This window comes from Blautia sp. 2227st1_G12_2227SCRN_220401, assembly GCF_039062885.1.
In the GTDB taxonomy this organism is placed as follows: domain Bacteria; phylum Bacillota; class Clostridia; order Lachnospirales; family Lachnospiraceae; genus Blautia_A; species Blautia_A fusiformis.
The window spans coordinates 63,382-80,254 of record NZ_JBCLNI010000001.1 but is presented as its reverse complement, the minus strand read 5'-3'; the positions used below and the strand labels follow the sequence as shown (position 1 = coordinate 80,254).

The 16,873-nt window shown below is 41.7% G+C and carries 19 protein-coding genes and 1 pseudogene; 9 read left to right on the top strand and 11 right to left on the bottom strand.

Annotated elements, in window-relative coordinates:
- Positions 1 to 28 precede the first annotated feature (28 nt).
- The 9 genes and pseudogenes from ABCM67_RS00385 to ABCM67_RS00345 form a co-directional block, all read left to right on the top strand.
- Positions 29 to 214 (top strand): annotated as a pseudogene (locus ABCM67_RS00385) (purine permease); the annotation flags it as partial.
- A 10-nt stretch (positions 215 to 224) separates the two neighbouring features.
- Positions 225 to 896 (top strand): response regulator transcription factor, encoded by a 672-nt coding sequence (locus ABCM67_RS00380; protein WP_147603572.1) that lies wholly within the window; start codon positions 225 to 227, stop codon positions 894 to 896.
- Positions 893 to 1,903 (top strand): HAMP domain-containing sensor histidine kinase, encoded by a 1,011-nt coding sequence (locus ABCM67_RS00375; RefSeq protein ID WP_147603573.1) that lies wholly within the window; start codon positions 893 to 895, stop codon positions 1,901 to 1,903. The genes ABCM67_RS00380 and ABCM67_RS00375 overlap by 4 nt, the downstream gene beginning before the upstream one ends.
- 200 nt (positions 1,904 to 2,103) lie before the next feature.
- Complete coding sequence (locus tag ABCM67_RS00370; protein WP_114001614.1) at positions 2,104 to 2,745, top strand: GNAT family N-acetyltransferase; 642 nt, start codon at positions 2,104 to 2,106, stop codon at positions 2,743 to 2,745.
- A 23-nt stretch (positions 2,746 to 2,768) separates the two neighbouring features.
- On the top strand, positions 2,769 to 3,641 hold the full coding sequence (locus tag ABCM67_RS00365) for a DegV family protein (RefSeq protein WP_022427277.1): 873 nt from the start codon (positions 2,769 to 2,771) through the stop codon (positions 3,639 to 3,641).
- 174 nt (positions 3,642 to 3,815) lie between these two features.
- Positions 3,816 to 4,163, top strand: coding sequence for a hypothetical protein (locus ABCM67_RS00360; RefSeq protein WP_015525145.1), 348 nt, complete (start codon positions 3,816 to 3,818; stop codon positions 4,161 to 4,163).
- Between the two features lie 4 nt (positions 4,164 to 4,167).
- Positions 4,168 to 4,740, top strand: coding sequence for a class IV adenylate cyclase (cyaB, locus tag ABCM67_RS00355; RefSeq protein WP_022427276.1), 573 nt, complete (start codon positions 4,168 to 4,170; stop codon positions 4,738 to 4,740).
- 390 nt (positions 4,741 to 5,130) lie between these two features.
- Positions 5,131 to 5,961: a rhamnulose-1-phosphate aldolase gene (rhaD, locus tag ABCM67_RS00350; protein WP_022427275.1), complete on the top strand. Its 831-nt coding sequence runs from the start codon at positions 5,131 to 5,133 to the stop codon at positions 5,959 to 5,961.
- 157 nt (positions 5,962 to 6,118) lie between these two features.
- Positions 6,119 to 6,376 (top strand): hypothetical protein, encoded by a 258-nt coding sequence (locus tag ABCM67_RS00345; protein ID WP_015525151.1) that lies wholly within the window; start codon positions 6,119 to 6,121, stop codon positions 6,374 to 6,376.
- A 221-nt stretch (positions 6,377 to 6,597) separates the two neighbouring features.
- Here ABCM67_RS00345 and ABCM67_RS00340 read toward each other — a convergent pair whose 3' ends face one another.
- The 11 genes from ABCM67_RS00340 to ABCM67_RS00290 all read right to left on the bottom strand — a co-directional run bounded on the left by ABCM67_RS00340 (position 6,598) and on the right by ABCM67_RS00290 (position 16,779).
- Entirely contained in the window at positions 6,598 to 7,659 is a 1,062-nt protein-coding gene (locus tag ABCM67_RS00340; protein ID WP_022427274.1) for a tyrosine-type recombinase/integrase, read from the bottom strand.
- A 135-nt stretch (positions 7,660 to 7,794) separates the two neighbouring features.
- A complete protein-coding gene (dtd, locus tag ABCM67_RS00335) occupies positions 7,795 to 8,244 on the bottom strand; it encodes a D-aminoacyl-tRNA deacylase (RefSeq protein ID WP_092069999.1) in 450 nt (149 codons plus the stop codon).
- Positions 8,241 to 9,668, bottom strand: a complete 1,428-nt coding sequence (locus tag ABCM67_RS00330) for an AI-2E family transporter (RefSeq protein WP_147603575.1) — start codon at positions 9,666 to 9,668, stop codon at positions 8,241 to 8,243. The genes dtd and ABCM67_RS00330 overlap by 4 nt, the downstream gene beginning before the upstream one ends.
- A gap of 170 nt (positions 9,669 to 9,838) precedes the next feature.
- On the bottom strand, positions 9,839 to 10,480 hold the full coding sequence (locus ABCM67_RS00325) for a cytidylate kinase-like family protein (protein WP_022427272.1): 642 nt from the start codon (positions 10,478 to 10,480) through the stop codon (positions 9,839 to 9,841).
- Between the two features lie 102 nt (positions 10,481 to 10,582).
- The gene (locus tag ABCM67_RS00320) at positions 10,583 to 11,497 is read right to left on the bottom strand and encodes an RluA family pseudouridine synthase (RefSeq protein WP_147603576.1); all 915 of its coding nucleotides are present in this window, start codon (positions 11,495 to 11,497) and stop codon (positions 10,583 to 10,585) included.
- 47 nt (positions 11,498 to 11,544) lie between these two features.
- Positions 11,545 to 12,015 carry a signal peptidase II gene (gene lspA / locus ABCM67_RS00315; RefSeq protein WP_326929028.1) on the bottom strand — a complete coding sequence of 157 codons (471 nt, stop codon included), beginning with the start codon at positions 12,013 to 12,015 and terminating at the stop codon, positions 11,545 to 11,547.
- Between the two features lie 62 nt (positions 12,016 to 12,077).
- Positions 12,078 to 13,169 carry a 3-dehydroquinate synthase gene (gene aroB / locus ABCM67_RS00310; protein WP_092069990.1) on the bottom strand — a complete coding sequence of 364 codons (1,092 nt, stop codon included), beginning with the start codon at positions 13,167 to 13,169 and terminating at the stop codon, positions 12,078 to 12,080.
- A gap of 20 nt (positions 13,170 to 13,189) precedes the next feature.
- The gene (locus ABCM67_RS00305) at positions 13,190 to 13,942 is read right to left on the bottom strand and encodes a YlmH/Sll1252 family protein (protein ID WP_021652062.1); all 753 of its coding nucleotides are present in this window, start codon (positions 13,940 to 13,942) and stop codon (positions 13,190 to 13,192) included.
- A gap of 4 nt (positions 13,943 to 13,946) precedes the next feature.
- Positions 13,947 to 14,600: a cell division protein SepF gene (locus tag ABCM67_RS00300; protein ID WP_021652063.1), complete on the bottom strand. Its 654-nt coding sequence runs from the start codon at positions 14,598 to 14,600 to the stop codon at positions 13,947 to 13,949.
- 24 nt (positions 14,601 to 14,624) lie between these two features.
- Complete coding sequence (locus tag ABCM67_RS00295; protein WP_015525161.1) at positions 14,625 to 15,317, bottom strand: YggS family pyridoxal phosphate-dependent enzyme; 693 nt, start codon at positions 15,315 to 15,317, stop codon at positions 14,625 to 14,627.
- A gap of 19 nt (positions 15,318 to 15,336) precedes the next feature.
- Entirely contained in the window at positions 15,337 to 16,779 is a 1,443-nt protein-coding gene (locus ABCM67_RS00290; RefSeq protein WP_147603577.1) for an HlyD family efflux transporter periplasmic adaptor subunit, read from the bottom strand.
- Positions 16,780 to 16,873: the final 94 nt, after the last annotated feature.

Sequence of the window (16,873 nt, the reverse complement as noted above, 5' to 3'; positions counted from 1 at the left end):
AGTTTGTTTCACATCGGACTGCTGCCGCCTATCTCTTTCACTTGCTATCGGAATCGGATTCACCACAGCAAGTGAGAGCGGGATCTGAGATATTTTCCCGTCGATCATACAGTCCGTTTTTGCGCAAAATGTAGTTGCTGTTGTATTTATCATATCCATTGTTTTAAGCTGTATCCTGCCTGAAAACATGGACATTGAAAAGATCAAGGAATAGGGATGTAAAAATGTTTAAAATTCTCATTGCGGAAGATGACCTGGAACTCCGCCAGCTTTTCCGGCATGTCCTCTTAAAAAACGGTTATACAGTAAAAGGGGTCTCTGACGGGCAGGAAGCGCTGGATGCCCTGGAAAAAGATTATTACGATCTGATCATTTCGGACATAATGATGCCCAACATGGATGGCTATGAACTGGTCCGCTCACTCAGAGATGCCGGAGATTCCATTCCTGTACTTATGGTCACTGCCAAAGATGCTTTTGATGATATGCGTATGGGATTTCTGTCCGGTAGCGATGATTATATGGTGAAACCGGTCAATATCAATGAACTGGTTTTGCGGGTAGGTGCACTTCTCCGCAGAGCACAGATGATCAATGAGCGGAAACAGCGAATCGGAGATACCATTTTGGAGTGCGATTCCCTGACGGTCTCCACCTCCTCGGAAAGTATGGTACTTCCTCAGAAAGAATTCATGCTCTTATATAAGATGGTTTCTTTTCCGGGAAAAATCTTTACCCGGCAACAGCTTATGGATGATATCTGGGGATATGATTCCGCAAGCGATGCCCACACAGTAGATGTCCACATTGGAAGGCTTCGGGAACGCTTTCGCGATAATCCGGATTTTAAGATCATGACGATCCGTGGAGTTGGATATAAGGTGATAAAGGCATGAAAAAGAAACCCTTCATAAATTTAAGCATTCGTTTACGTTTTATCTTTATGATCATGTCGGAGCTCGCCTGTGTATCTCTGATATCCTGGCTTGTTATGGATGTGCTGCATATTTCAGCTGTTCCGAACATCGTATGGATCATCCTAGCCAGCGTGATCGCAGGGGGTGTCCTTAACAACTTCCTCAGTATCCGGTATTTCGGTCCTGTACTAAAGCTGAAAAAAGCCATGCAACAGGTTGCTGAAGGTGATTTTTCCGTCCGACTGGAAACGGAAAAGCAAATGAAGGAAATACGAGATATTTATTCTAATTTCAATCTGATGGTCCAGGAACTGGAAGCAACGGAGATTCTGCAGACAGACTTTGTTTCCAATGTTTCCCACGAATTCAAAACTCCCATCAGTGCTATTGAGGGTTATGCAACTCTGCTGCAGGATGATGACATGCCTATATCAGAAGAGCAGGAGCAGTACATCAGCAAAATCCTTTTTAACACCAGAAGGCTTTCCCACCTGGCAGGAAATATCCTGCTGCTGTCCAAAATCGAACACCAGTCGATCCAGACCCGTCAGAACTGGTACCGTCTGGATGAGCAGATCCGACAATCCATTGTTATGATGGAACCGAAATGGTCAGAAAAAGAAATTGAATTTGATGTGGACATGATGGATGTGGAGTATCTTGGAAACGAAAATCTCATCTGTCATGTATGGGACAATCTGCTTTCCAATGCTATCAAATTCAGTCCCTGTGGTGGTACGATCTATATCCGGATGATGCCGGAAGGAGAAAAGATCCGTTTTTCCATAGAAAACGAAGGCCCCCAGATCAGTGAATACTCCATGAAACATATCTTTGACAAATTTTACCAGGGCGACAGTTCCCATAAACAGGAGGGAAACGGTCTTGGACTTGCCCTTGTAAAACAGATCCTGAACCTGTGTAAGGGAACCGTTTCCGTGGAAAATATTCCCGGAAGCGGCTGTCGTTTTACTGTTATACTGTAAAACAAATATTTTACACATATCCATAAAACCAAAAAACAGCGGACACCTTATTTTTCATGAGGTTCTTCCGTTGTTTTTTTATTTTATATAAACTTTTTCATAAACTTCAACAATTGTTGAGAAACAGTTGATGTTAAGTTGCAGATCATCTTTTAAAGTATAGGATAGTTATTTATGAAAAAATACAGGAGATATGGACTATGTTATTAAAAAAAGCACCTGCCTACCGGAAAGCAGAAAAGGAAGATTTTTCAATAATCCGGGAATTTATCCGAAGAAATTATAAAGACCGCTGGGAGTTTGAGGAAACACATACCGAAAAACATCTGACCAGACTTTTCTTTTACACCTATATGATATACAGAGATAGCGTTACCGTGGCAACCTACCGTGATCAGGTAGTTGGGGTGCTCATTACCGGTAAAGAATCTCATGGCCATTTTGCCCCGGTTTTCCGTTTGAAAAAAGGCTATCATTTCCTGCGCCTGAAGTTTACTAAGGAAGGCCGGAAGAATCTGGAGCATTTTAACAAACTTCAGGATATGAAAAAACAATTGACTGTTTCCCCGGAGAAACCGACTCCCGGAAATATCCTCTTTCTTTATGTAAGCAAAGATTACCGTAGAAACGGAATCGGTACCGGGCTTCTCAAACAGATTTCAATAGAGAAGGATACGGATTATTCCATATATATGGACCAGCTGGATCAAAGAACCTTTATGGAAAGTCATGGTTTCGTAAAGAAAAACGAGGTTTCCCAGATGCGGGAGCTGAACAAAAAACGCTTCCGTGAAAGTGTAGCTCTTTATAAAAAAGAACCGCGTTGCGAAACACATTCATAAATTACGCAGGAGATAAATGGAAAATGAAAAAAATTGGAATCATGGCTGACAGCCACAGTGGCATTTTAAAACAAGAAGCAGAGGAACTGGATATTCATGTCCTTCCCATGCCTTTTTATCTGAATGGAGAACTGTTTCATGAAGACCTGGATTTTTCCAGAACAGGATTTTATGAGAAGCTGCGTGAAGGAGCAGATGTTTCAACTTCACAGCCTTCCCCACAGGAAGTTATGGAAATGTGGGACGAAATGCTTTTATCTTATGATCAGATCCTCTACATTCCGTTGAGCAGTAGTTTAAGCGGTTCCTGCATGACTGCTGCCGCCTTGTCTCAGGAACCCAAATACGAAAACAAAGTGTATGTGGTAGATAACGGGCGTGTTTCCACACCCCTTCACCGTTCCATTCTGGATGCGATAGACCTGGTGGAAGATGGATATACAGCACCGCAGATCAAGGATATTCTGGAAGCTTCCCGTGAAAAAACCGTGATCTATGTCGGATTAAGCACACTGGAATATCTGAAAAAGGGAGGCCGTATCAATACCACCACAGCACTGGCCGCAAATCTTCTCAATATCAAACCGGTTATGAAATTTGGAACCGGTAAACTGGATGTTTTCCAGAAATGCAGAGGCATGAAAAAATCAAGAAAAGCCATGATCGATGCTATGCACAGAGAATTGGAAACAACTTTCAAAAAAGAATATGATGCCGGAAAAGTATATCTTATGGCTGCCTCCAGCAGCACTGCGGAAGTTACCGCAGACTGGATCTCACAGATCCGGGAAAGCTTTCCGGGAATGGATGTGATGTGTGATGATCTTTCCCTTGGACTTTCCTGCCATATTGGCCCGGACGGACTGGGAATCGGATGTTCCTGTATGCCTTTATAAAAAACGTCTCAATATTTTCTGCAAATAATCCAGGGTTGTGGTATGATATTGTTATCAATACATAACAGGCAGATTTTATCTGTTATTATAGCACTTCCAACCATTCATGTTCTGCACAGCTGAACTTGATGCAGTAATTTCTGGGAGTGCTATGATCAGAAGGGAGAAATTATCATGGCAAAAACAATTAAAGAATTAACACAGGATCTTCTTCAGGCACCATCTGCATGCAAAGAAGTAAAAGAAGCGGCACAGAATTATCTGGATGCGGCAGGAACTGAGAAAGAAGCAGATGCAGCAACTGCTTACGTAAAAGAGCTGGAAGCAGATATCATGCCCATCGACGGACTGATCTCTTTTGCAGGTTCTGACATGGGCGCACAGGTATTTGGCGCAGATGACGCAAAAAAGATCCTGGCTCATGCTGAGGAGATCAAAGCTTCCGGTGCAAAATACTGTGACTGCCCAGCATGTGCAGCCTGCGAAGCACTTCTGAACAAAAAAGCAGAAATTCTGAAGTAATCACATGGCCCAGTTTGAAATTGAGATCAAGCTTCCATTAAAGAATCTTAAGGAAACCCTGAAATTTCTGACAGATCAGGGATTTCAGGAGACAGCACAGATCCAGGAAGAAGATACCTATTTTAACAGTGTCTATCATGATGTAAAAAAACGTGATGAAGCACTGCGTATCCGAACAAGCACAGACTGCAGATCCGGTATTTCTAAGACTCAGATTAATTTTAAGGGGCCCAAACTGGATAAAATCTCCATGTCCCGAATGGAACTGGAAACAGAAGTATCCGATGCAGAAGTGCTTAAAAATATTCTCATCCATCTGGATTTTTCTCCGGTAGCGTCTGTCATGAAAATGCGAAAGTATATGAAATGTGGCAGATTTACCGCCTGTCTGGATCAGGTAGAGGGGCTTGGAGACTTTCTGGAGCTTGAGGTGATCGCAGAGCAGGAAAGTGAGCGGAAAGAAATTTTATCCAAAATGGAAGATCTGCTTGCCATATTGGGATATCACATGTCGGACACTGTACAGACTTCTTATCTCAGTATGCTTCCGAAAAAATTAAATAAAAATCTTTTTTAAACCAGCAGGAATATTTTCGTGGGAGTATCTAAGGTACAGAATACGGAAATGTTCCTGTTTTTTCTTTTCTTACAATTCTTCGGCGTTCCAAGTTTATCTACCATACTATAAATCCCACATCGCAAAGCAACATCAAACCACATTCAATGTACATGTCATTACGATTGACCACTCGTGCTTTTTGTTGCTTTATGTTTATTTTTATGTGGTTTATTGAATGTTTACAAGATTTTTTGTATTTTACATGTGGATTTATTGATATTTTTTCAAAAAAGCCCTTTACAAATCCACATAATCGGGCATATAATAAAGTCACAAACAACAAGAAAGCATATTGAAGCAATCGCAAACCCAACAATAAACCACATTTAAACACGGAGGAAATATATTATGAAAATTCTTGAATCTAAATTCGTACAGGGCTTTATCAAAATGGCAGACGATGGATATCAGCAGGGATGGCACGAGAGAAACGGTGGAAACTTAAGTTATCGTCTGAAAGCAGAAGAAGTAGAGATGATCCGTCCACGACTGAACGCGCCAGGAGAATGGACCCCTATCGGTGTTGAGGTTCCGGGACTTGCCAGAGAGTTTTTCCTGGTAACAGGAAGCGGAAAATACTTCCGTAATATCATCGTTGACCCGGAAGTATGTCTTGCGATCATTGAGCTTGACGAGACAGGAACAAATTACCGTATCCGCTGGGGTCTTGTAGAGGGAGGAAGACCGACCAGCGAGCTCCCAACTCATCTGATGAACCATGAAGTAAAGAAAAAGCTTACCAACGGTAAACATCGTGTTATTTACCATGCACATACCACCAATACCATTGCACTTACCTTTGTTCTTCCTCTGGATGACAAAGTATTCACCCGTGAACTCTGGGAATCTGCAACAGAGTGTCCGGTAGTATTTCCGGATGGTGTGGGAGTTATCGGATGGATGGTTCCAGGTGGAAGAGAAATCGCGATCAAAACCGCTGAACTGATGAAAAAATATGATGTGGTTATCTGGGCGCATCATGGTATGTTCTGCTCAGGCGAGGATTTTGACCTGACCTTCGGACTTCTTCATACCGTTGAAAAATCCGCAGAGATCCTGGTTAAGATCTTATCCATGGCTCCGCAGAAACTGCAGACCATCACACCGAATGACTTCCGTGCTCTTGCAAAAGATTTCAAAGTAACTTTGCCGGAAGAATTCCTTTACGAAAAGAAATAAAATCCTTCATATGCAGCAAATCCTATAATCGGTATCTCTATCTGAAACTTTATCAGAAACAACCAAATATTTGCTGATTTTTGCCGATAAATCTGGTATGATAAAAACATATCTGGTTTATCAGCAAATTAATATCAGAAAGGATATGGGATAAAGTATGGAAGAATTATATAAAGCGATCGAAGAGAAGATCAAAGCAAGCGGATACCCGCGAAAGATTTCCGGAGAGGACGTTTACGACGACATCTGCGATCAGATCGATGGGAAAGAGAATGGAAGCTATGTGCTGCTTTCCAAATTTGATGATGATGTGATCTTTGAATATCATATCTCAATTATGGACAGTGAATTTAATCTGGGTGTTCTTACCATGCGTACTCCGGAGGGTGTATTCGAGACAGATTTTGATAAATAAGTTAAGTACGGATTTTGATTTTGGGTCATGGATATAATACAGATGTCCATAATCACTGCTTAAGGTTTTTTGAACCCTACAGGGAATTTGAGATTTTCTTGATCTGATTAAATATATAGAGGCAGTTGATTTACATAATTTATATTATGTGAACTAACTGTCTCTATATTTATATGCAATGCATGTCAAACGAATCAGTTGCTCCGCAGTCCCATTATTCATCAGTCCTCGCGAAGACGTACCGCCTTGGCCGCCTGACGCCGTCTAGCATCATCCAGAGCCGCATAATGCTTCTTAGTAGTATTGACATCCTTATGACCCAAAACATCCGCTACAAGGTAAATATCACCGGTTTCCTGGTACAGGGCAGTACCATAGGTGCTGCGAAGCTTATGCGGGGTGATCTTTTTTGTAGTTGTGATCTCCCTGGCATATTTTTTAACCAGATTCTCGATAGCCTGAACACCGATCCGGCGGCGTTGGGTAGAATAGAAGAGAGCGTGCTCATGGCCTGCCAGAGGCGTAATATTCTCCCTGACTTCCAGATATTTCTTCAACGCTTTTTCTACTTCAGGACCAAAGTATACAACCATTTCATTTCCGCCTTTTCGGGTAACTTTGATTCCATTGTTTTTGAAGTCTACATCCTCAACATCCAGTCCGACACATTCCGATACTCGAATCCCGGTACCAAGAAGGAGAGTAACAATAGCAAGATCTCTGTCCTTCGTTTTTTCATGGTACATCCGTTTCTGCCCGGTCAGCGTATCTCCGCAATGCTCAATATAATCCAGCAGCATGGCAACCTCATCTGTATCCAGACGAATAATATTCTTATCATGGATCTTGGGCACATCGATCAGAACAGACGGATTGGTGGTAATCATTTCATGTTTATAATAATAAGCATAAAAACTTCTTAAAGCAGAAATTTTACGTTTGACGCCACGTTCACCATTTGTTTCCGTTTTGGAAGAGTCCGCGGATTTATAAACTTTGAGAAATTCTTCATATTCCTCAAGATCAACAGCTTTGACCTGATCCAGAACATCAACTGTAAAATCCGACATGGTTTTGTCTTTGAACATTGGATTTTGCTCCAGTAAAAACTGGAAAAATATACGAATGTCATATGCATAGGAAATTCTGGTCTTGGTTGTAGTCGTTGCATCGATAGCCCGGAAATAATCCCTGCAAAATGGCGGAAGCGTTTTTAAAACCTCACGGAGTTTTAAAGTATTGTCAATGTCATTTTGTTCGTGGTAAGTAATTTTGTTATCCATAAAAACTCCTTAATATATAAATTTTACATAATTTGCAGGAAATACCTGAAACACCTGTTAAAAGAAGTGGTTTTACACTCATCTATATCTATACGACAAACCCGAGTTTTTCAAATAGATGGGTAGTGCAAACGGCTACTTCCGTAGATTTTCATCAAAAATAACGGTAAACGGCCCGTCATTTTCCAAAGATACTTTCATATCTGCACCAAAAATTCCGTGTTCCACAACCGGAACCTGTTTACTGGCTTCTGAAATAATATATTCATATAATTTATTTGCTTCATCCGGTGCACCGGCTTCTATAAAGCTTGGACGGTTTCCCTTACGGCAGTTTGCATATAAGGTAAACTGTGAAACCAAAAGCAATTCCCCGTTTACATCCGCCAGGGACAAATTGGTCTTTCCATTTTCATCCTCAAAAATACGAAGTCCCAGAAGCTTTTTCAAATACCAGTCTGCATCCTCTTTGGTGTCCTCACGGCCAACGCCGATCAGAACAAGAAACCCTTTTCCGATTTTTCCGACAATTTCTCCGTCTACTTTGACTTCTGCATGATTTACACGCTGAATTACAAATTTCATAACCTGTTCTTCCTCCGTCTCCGTCTGTTTTTCTGCTTCAATCGAAAGCCTATATATTTCGCCTGAATAAATTTAACTAAAAATGTAAACATTCGTTTAATTTCATCCCAAGCCCCGGACCAGATTCTGTTTTTTTCCGCTTTTACTGTAACTTCCTGTGCTTTTGATACGGATTTTTTCACCGGCATTGGCAGGACCTTTCCGGAAACGGGGTCTACACAATCAATATCTCTATAAAACTCAGCATCTGCAGACATATCTTTTTCATCAAGACTACGTCCGATCAGCTTCCATACGGCAGCATTCAGCACAGCAAATACCGGAACTCCAACGATCATTCCCGGAACTCCAAATAAACCACCACCGACCATGATTGCAACAATAACCATAAAGCTGGACAGTCCGGTCGACTCACCCAGGATCTTTGGTCCAAGGATATTTCCGTCAAACTGCTGAAGGATCAGAATAAAGAGCAGGAAATACAAACTCTGAATGGGATCTACCAGCAAAATAAGAAGAATACATGGAACTGCTCCCAGATATGGCCCGAAAAACGGAATAACATTTGTAACACCGACGATCACACTGACCAGAATCGCATATGGGGTTCCGATGATCGATGTTCCAACATAACACAATACACCGATAATTGCGGAATCCAGGATCTTTCCGCTGATAAATCCACCAAAGGTTTTATGCGTAAAACGCATGGAATGAACAAGAAAGGTTGCCCATTTGGTTGGAAGAACTGCATAAACAGCCATTTTTGCCTTGGCAACAAATCCCTCTTTATCCGCCAGTATATAAAGAGATACGATCGCTCCAATAAGGAAATTCTTCAGAAAAACAAGAAGATCCAGAAAGCTTGCGGATATATTTTTCATCATAAACTGCATCTGGGGAAGGATCGTATTTGTCAGATACTCCTGTAATCTACTGGAATACTGATTGATCTGGCTGATCATATCCGGATTCAATTTCCATCCCTTTTCCACGACGGAGTTTAACCAGTTTTCCACTACACTTACGTAATGAGGAAAACTGTAAATAATATTCATGATGCTTCGAATCAATTGAGGAAGGATCATCATGACAAGGGCATAAATGACCAGAAACATAAGAAATACAGAAAGGATCACACAGATCCAGCGTACTACTTTCCTCCCCTTTTTCTGAAGTGTTTTATTCCTTTTTTCAAAAATCGGAAAAATGATCTTCCGCTCCAAAAAATTAACAATGGGGGTTAGCAGATATGCTATGGCAGCTCCGTAAATGATCGGCGCCATAATACCGAAAAATGTTTTAATTCCGGTGATCAGAGATTTCATATGGAAAATCCCGTAATAAAATAAAATACTGGCAGCAATAACCAGAAATGCAGTCACACCTAACTGCACATAACGATGGTTCCAACGAATTTTCATAGTAATTTCCTCCACCAGGTGATTATAACATAGCATCTCTGGTTTGTGTCTAAAAAAAACATAAACATTATTTTCCAATAACCTGCAAAGATAAATTCCGACTTCAGGGTATCGCGCTGATACAGAAAACACCCCGCCATAAAATGGCAGGGTGCCTAAAAATCTGATGTTTATTTTTTCAGGCTGTCATAAATGTGAATGGCTTCGATAATTGCCTTCGCAGTTCCATCAATGCCAAGCTTGCTGCTATCCAGACAAAGATTATAGCTGTCCGCAGATCCCCATTTCTTGTTGGTATAATAATTATAGTAGCTGGAACGGCTTTTGTCTGTTTTGTTGATCATGTCCTTGGCCTCTTTGGCATTTTTATTGTATTTCTGAGCAATACGGTTGATACGCCAGTCAAGGTTTGCATGAACAAATACACTGAAACAATCCGGATTATCTGCAAGTGCATAATCCGCACATCTGCCGACCATTACACAGGGACCTTCTGAAGCCAGCTTCTTGATTGCCTCAAACTGTGCAAGAAAAATCTTATGGTTCATAGGCATGTCTGTAAATCCGGCTGAGGAATACCCAAATGAATAAGTATCCATTACAAGAGAATAAAGAAAACTGTTTGTTGGCTTCTCATCATGATGCTCAAACAGCTCCTTGCAGATCCCACTGTCATTGGCTGCGTGCTCCAGCAGCTCTTTATCATAACATTTGATTCCAAAATATTTAGCAACTTCCTGGCCGATCTGTCTTCCGGCGCTGCCATATTTACGACCGATAGTAATAATAGAACTTGTTGTATTGTTACTCATAACAGCCACATCCTTTCTGCTCAGATTCAGCGAATTTGCAAATATTAACTCCGCTTCCTCTTTAATATAGTTATTATACACTATATTCCACAAGTTTTCCAGCTATTTTCGCAATTTTGTCAGCAATTTAACAAAATATTCCGGAAGTGGGGCTGTAAATTCCATATATTCCCCGGTACGTGGATGAACAAATCCAAGGATCATTGCATGAAGTGCCTGTCCCTCCAGATGATAGGGATTTTTGGATGAACCATACACCGTGTCCCCAAGAAGCGGATGTCCGATACTGGCCATGTGCACACGGATCTGGTGGGTACGTCCTGTTTCAAGACGACATTCCACATACGTGGCCTCGCCAAAACGTTCCAGCACTTTGTAATGTGTTATTGCATCTTTACCATTTTTATGATTGATGGCCATTTTTTTACGATCTGTCGGATGCCGTCCAATAGGTCCCTCTATGGTTCCCTCATCCTCTTTCAGATTTCCCTGCACAACTGCCCGGTAGCGTCTGCGGATACTGTGACATTTCAGCTGTTCTGCCAGATCCCGGTGAGCAATATCATTTTTGCATACCAACAGTGCCCCGGTGGTATCCTTATCAATTCTGTGGACAATTCCAGGCCGCATCACTCCGTTAATACCGGAAAGGCTGTCACCACAATGTGCCATAACTGCATTGACCAGTGTTCCCTGATAATGCCCGGCTGCAGGATGTACAACCATCCCTTTGGGCTTATTAACGATCAGTACATCTTCATCCTCGTAAAGAATATCCAGCGGAATATCCTCCGGAACGATATCCGGCTCACTGGAATCCGGGATCTCCAGATGGATCCTGTCATTTTCACGGACCTTATAATTAGATTTGGCAGCCTTCTCTCCCACGGTAATCTGTCCTTCTTTCAGAAGTTTCTGAAGGAAAGACCTGGAAAGACCGCTGTCTTTCTCAGCAAGATAGCGGTCGATTCGTATACCTGATTCTTCTTTTTCTACTGTATAATCATATATTTCCATTTATATCTCCTACAAGAACAGACAAATGCATTATATCTCTGCCCGGATCACTGTTTGATATTCAGAAACGCAAAATCATCATCTCTGTATTTCGTGCATACAAACAGGATCAGAAAAATTCCACTTACAACCACATAAACATCCGCAAGATTAAATACCGGAAAATCGATCAGGGAGAAATAGATAAAATCGATCACATATCCTCTGAAAAAACGATCGATAAAATTTCCCAGTGCACCAGCTGCAAGTACTGTAGCAATGGTGAGCAACGGCAGATAAAACCGCTCTTTCGGAATACGGATCCATGCATAGAGGATCACTCCCAGAAACAGTAAACTCACAATGGCAAAAAAGAGTACACTTCCCTGAAACATTCCAAACGCAATTCCCCTGTTTTCCGGATAGAGATAATGAAGTTTAAGTACGCCGGGAATCAGCGAAACCGATGGTTGTCCTTTCAGATACAGATATGACAGCCATTTTGCTCCCTGATCCGCAGCCACGAGTAAGATCAGCAAAAAAATGTCCCCCGACATACACTTACTAAAAGACATTTTCTGATGATGGTTAACACGACTGATCATAGAGTTATCTCCTGAATACAGGAAAGCATTTCTTCATCGGTAACTGTTTTGTCGATAAAGCTTTTTCCGATACCATCCATCAGGATAAACCTGATATGTCCCTGTTCCATTTTTTTGTCTTTCTTTGTTGCGGAAAGAACTTCTTCCGGGATAAGACCATCTACATGCACCGGAAGATCGTAATCCGAACATCCCTGGCAGATTTCCTGATATTCTTCTTTGGTCAGAAGTCCTCGTTTCATGGAAAGATATGCCGCAGCTACCAGTCCGACTCCCACACACTGTCCGTGGAGCAGGGTGAAATTCTTAAGTTTTTCTACTGCATGCCCCACAGTATGTCCCAGGTTAAGAAGCGCACGCTCTCCCTGTTCCTTAGGATCACGCTCCACAACGCCTGCTTTGATCTCACAGCATCTGCGTACCATTCTGGCAATCTGTTCCATATCCAGCTTTTTGATCCCTTTCTGCTCACAGCATACATAGCGGAAAAAATCTCCATCACAGATCAATCCTGTTTTTAAGATCTCACCCATTCCGCAAGCAAACTGTTCTGCCGGAAGCGAAGAAAGAGTGCTTAGATTCATATATACAAGACGTGGCTGGTGAAAAGCTCCTACCATGTTTTTGTACTGCTGAAAATCTACGCCGGTTTTTCCGCCAACGCTGCTGTCTACCTGTGCAAGCAGTGTTGTCGGTACCTGAATGAAGTCAATCCCCCTGAGATAAGTTGCCGCGCCAAATCCGGTAAGGTCTCCTACCACACCACCGCCTAATGCAACAAGCAGACTTTTTCGGTCAAGACCATTTTGGATCAGGGCCTGATACAATGCCGAAACGGTATTAAGGTTTTTGTTTTTTTCTCCTGCCTCAAAGGTGAACACAGAAATATCGGAACTTACCTCACTTAAAACCTGTTTTACAGATTCTTCATACAGTGGTCCCACATTAGAATCTGTTACAATGCAGATTTTTCTGTCAACAAGTCCTTCTTCCTTCATAACCTGTGCCAGATTAGAAAAATCTTCTTCAAAACAGATGGGATAATGAAAATCACCTTCTCGTTTTACAAGTAATTTTGATGCTGTCATTGCGTTTTCCTCCTAGCTGTTCAGATATAAAGCAGAATCCGTACCCCAAGACGTCCTTTTTTTGTCTGACGGGATACTCCATCATAAATAAAACGTCCCTTTTTCCGAACGGATATGATGTCTCCCTCTTTGGGCTCATAACCATTGGATGTGATCAGTTTTCCATTTACAAAAACAAGCCCTTCTTCAATACAATGCACAATACTGCTTCTGGAAGTCCCAAAAGCCAATGCGATCAGAGAATCCAGGCGTACGGACGCACAGGTTCCACTAACTGGTTTCAGTTCCGGCCTCGGAAGATCACCCGGATCTTCTATCTTCGACGCCACAACTGTGGTATGTCTTACACGACACAGATTCTCCAGAAAAAAATCTGTCATCTGACGCAGACAGAAAAAACTCGCAGTATGATCTTCTATAAGAATATCCCCAACAACACTCCTGTCAACGCCAAGATTCAGGATCGCTCCCAAATAATCCCGATGTGTCAGATCTTCTGAAAATTTCACTGCTTTTGGCTCAAGCCGGATACAATCAATGGGATAATCCCATGTAAAAGCAAGAGCATCAGGGTGAAAGGCTACCATCTGACGCTCTGCATTCTCATATCCGCCAAAACCTTCCGCTGTAACACCCAGCTTATGAAAATTCTGACTGTTTAAAATATTCCGTTCATTTAAATTAAGAAAATCCGTAAATGTGGTAATATCTCTCTGATAGGCCAGATTTGCCAGTTCACGGATTCTCTTAACAAAAAGTTCTTCTTTATCCATGAGGTTAATAACCCACTCTAACAGACGGCACAGAACCGCCAAGGATATTCTGAAGATCACCTGTAATATCTACATTATATGGTCCAAGTACAAAAATATAGCTGGATACCTGCTGAAGGCTTCCTCCAAGTGAATAACATGCACCGGAAGTAAAATCGATGATCCTCTGTGCAAGCTCCACATCGATTCCTTCAAGATTCAGGATCACGGTAGAATTATCGACCAGTGTATCCGCAATTTCTCTTGCTTCCTCCATGGTTGTAGGCTTGATCACACAAACTTCCATATTTGCAGCCTGGGAAGAACGCTTGCTTGTACGCATTGGGGTAATCTTGGAAGAAGGTGCCGGTCTGGAAATACGTTCCTGCCTTGCCGGGGCCTTGGCTGCAGCTGTCTTTGCAGATGACTTAGCAACAGGTGCCTTAACCGTTTCATCTTCCGGCTCATCCTCCAGAAAATCCTCTTCCTCGTCATTTTTTTTCTTGGAAAATTTCTCAAAAAATTTCTTCTTTGGTTTCTCTTCCATATCATCATCTTCATCGAGGAAATCGTCATCATAATCGTCCTCATCCTCAAGAAGGCTATCATCTAACAATTCGTCATCGTCATAATCGTCGTTCAGTTTGATGGCATCTAAAAACTTGTCTAAAACGCCCATTTTAAATCTCCAATCTTATTAGTCTTATAATGCGTAATTTCTTGCACCAAAAATACCAGTGCCTACACGCACCATCGTAGCGCCCTCCTGCACGGCAACCATGTAATCTCCGGTCATTCCCATACTCAGAACACTCATAGTAACATTATTAATGTTTTTAGCAGCAATGTCAACACTTAATTTCTTAAGTTCACGGAAAATTTCGCGATTTTCCTCTGCATTATCAACATAGGGAGCAATTGTCATGAGCCCCTTTATCCGAATGTGTGAAAAATCTGCGATCTGTTCTATAAGCGGTAAAACTTCTTCCGGTTTCAGACCAAATTTACTTTCTTCCTGCGCTACATTTACTTCTATAAGGATCGGAACAATAACCGCTTTTTTCGCTGCTTCTTTTTCAATCGTCTCGGCCAGGCGAAGCGAATCTACAGAATGGATCATTGCAACTTTATCCACAATATATTTTACTTTATTACGCTGAAGATGTCCGATCATATGCCATTTGACATCTGAAGGCATCTGATCATATTTATCCACGATCTCCTGCACTTTGTTCTCTCCAAAGACACGTGCTCCGGCATCATAAGCCTCCTTCAGCATCTCCACCGGTTTGGTTTTGCTTACTGCGATCAGTGTGACTTCATTCGGATCTCTGTTAATTTTATTGCAGGATTCATTAATATTTTTCTGCACCTGTGCCAAATTTTCCGCTACCATGATATAAATCCTCCTTTAATCAGTAAAGTATATCCTGTTCACTTACTTTATCTGCATTTTTCACAATACGGTCATATCGGACAAGCCCATTATAGGTTTCCTTTGATACAACCGCATATTCCTCATTTTCATCCAGGATCTCGATCCGGCGGAATACCGCATATCCCTGATTGACACAGAAAACTCCCTCCAGAACTTCTGTATCTCCGATGATAAACTTCTCTCCACTATCCGGCTCAACAAGAGCATCGCCTTCTTTAAATTTATTCTTGTCTACGTAATAAATATAGCTTGTTTCCTGTGTTTCTTTGTCTGTGATCTCATCACGGCCATAGATACCGGCACTGACAAAGGTTGTCGTACTGTCGCCTTTTTTATTTCTTCCGGAAAGCATAAATCCGGATTGCTGTGTTTCATCATCCATCGTAAGATATTTGGAAGGTATTGCATAAAACTCCTTCGTTACGATAGAAGATAACGGGATCTTTAAACCTGTCACATTGTTCGTGACAAGTTCTATTTCCAGAAACCGGTCTGACGCATATCGGATCAGTCCCTTATTAAAATCAATCTTACCGTATTTAGCCCCATCGATCTCCATGATTGAAAAATCTCCTGTCTGCGTCAGATCATCTTTCAGGAACTTGACGCGGATCGATGTACGCTCCTTCAGATTAGCAGCCTGCTTCTCACTTAAAGGGATCAAAAGACTCCAGCGTTCATCTGTAATGATCGTATAAATATCATCTCCGGCCTTTATCTGTCCATCTGTTTTCAGATCCGTTTCCTGATAGGAATTCTGATCAAAATCAGCAGCTGTGACATTATCAACAGTTTTGGTTTCGTAGCCATCTGTAGAATACAGGATGATCCCGTCTGTCTGCGCACGGCGGATATTTGGATCACTGGAAACTATAGTTGTAACTGTGGCTTCCTCTCCATCTTCAGACGTCGTGCTTGCAGAAGAAGCTCCCGAACTGTCTGAAGCATACTGAAGGATGCTTCCATTGAGCTGATATTTAAAACTATAGGCACTGTTGAATTTGCTGGGATCAAATCCTTTGGAAAAGCTTTGCATATTACTGCGTATATCCGCCAGCTCCTCTCTGCTCAGAGAGGTTACATTGTCTGCAGATCTTGAACTGTTCAGGCTGTAGACAGCACCGTTGGCATTGATCTTGGTACCTTCCCTTGCGTAATATGTAACGTAACCGCCCGCATCTGCCTGCACTACGTTCTCTGTCATGATCGCCAGCCCTGTGTATGTCTCATTCATGGATAACGGACCGGAGGGAACCTGATAAGATTCCATATGAGAAGCTGTAAGATAAAGAATCACACTAAAGATCATATAGATAAAAATTGCTCCGAACATTACAGTTCCAATGTTCAGACCAAAAATTTTACGAAGCTTTGCTAAGAATCCCGGAGTTTTTCCGGAATGTACTTTATTATCCGGCAAATGAATGCCTCCTTTACATCGTTCATCTCTTAAAGTTCGTTTTATTGTAACATTTTATTTAAATGAATACAAGCTTTAAAACGTGCGAACATAC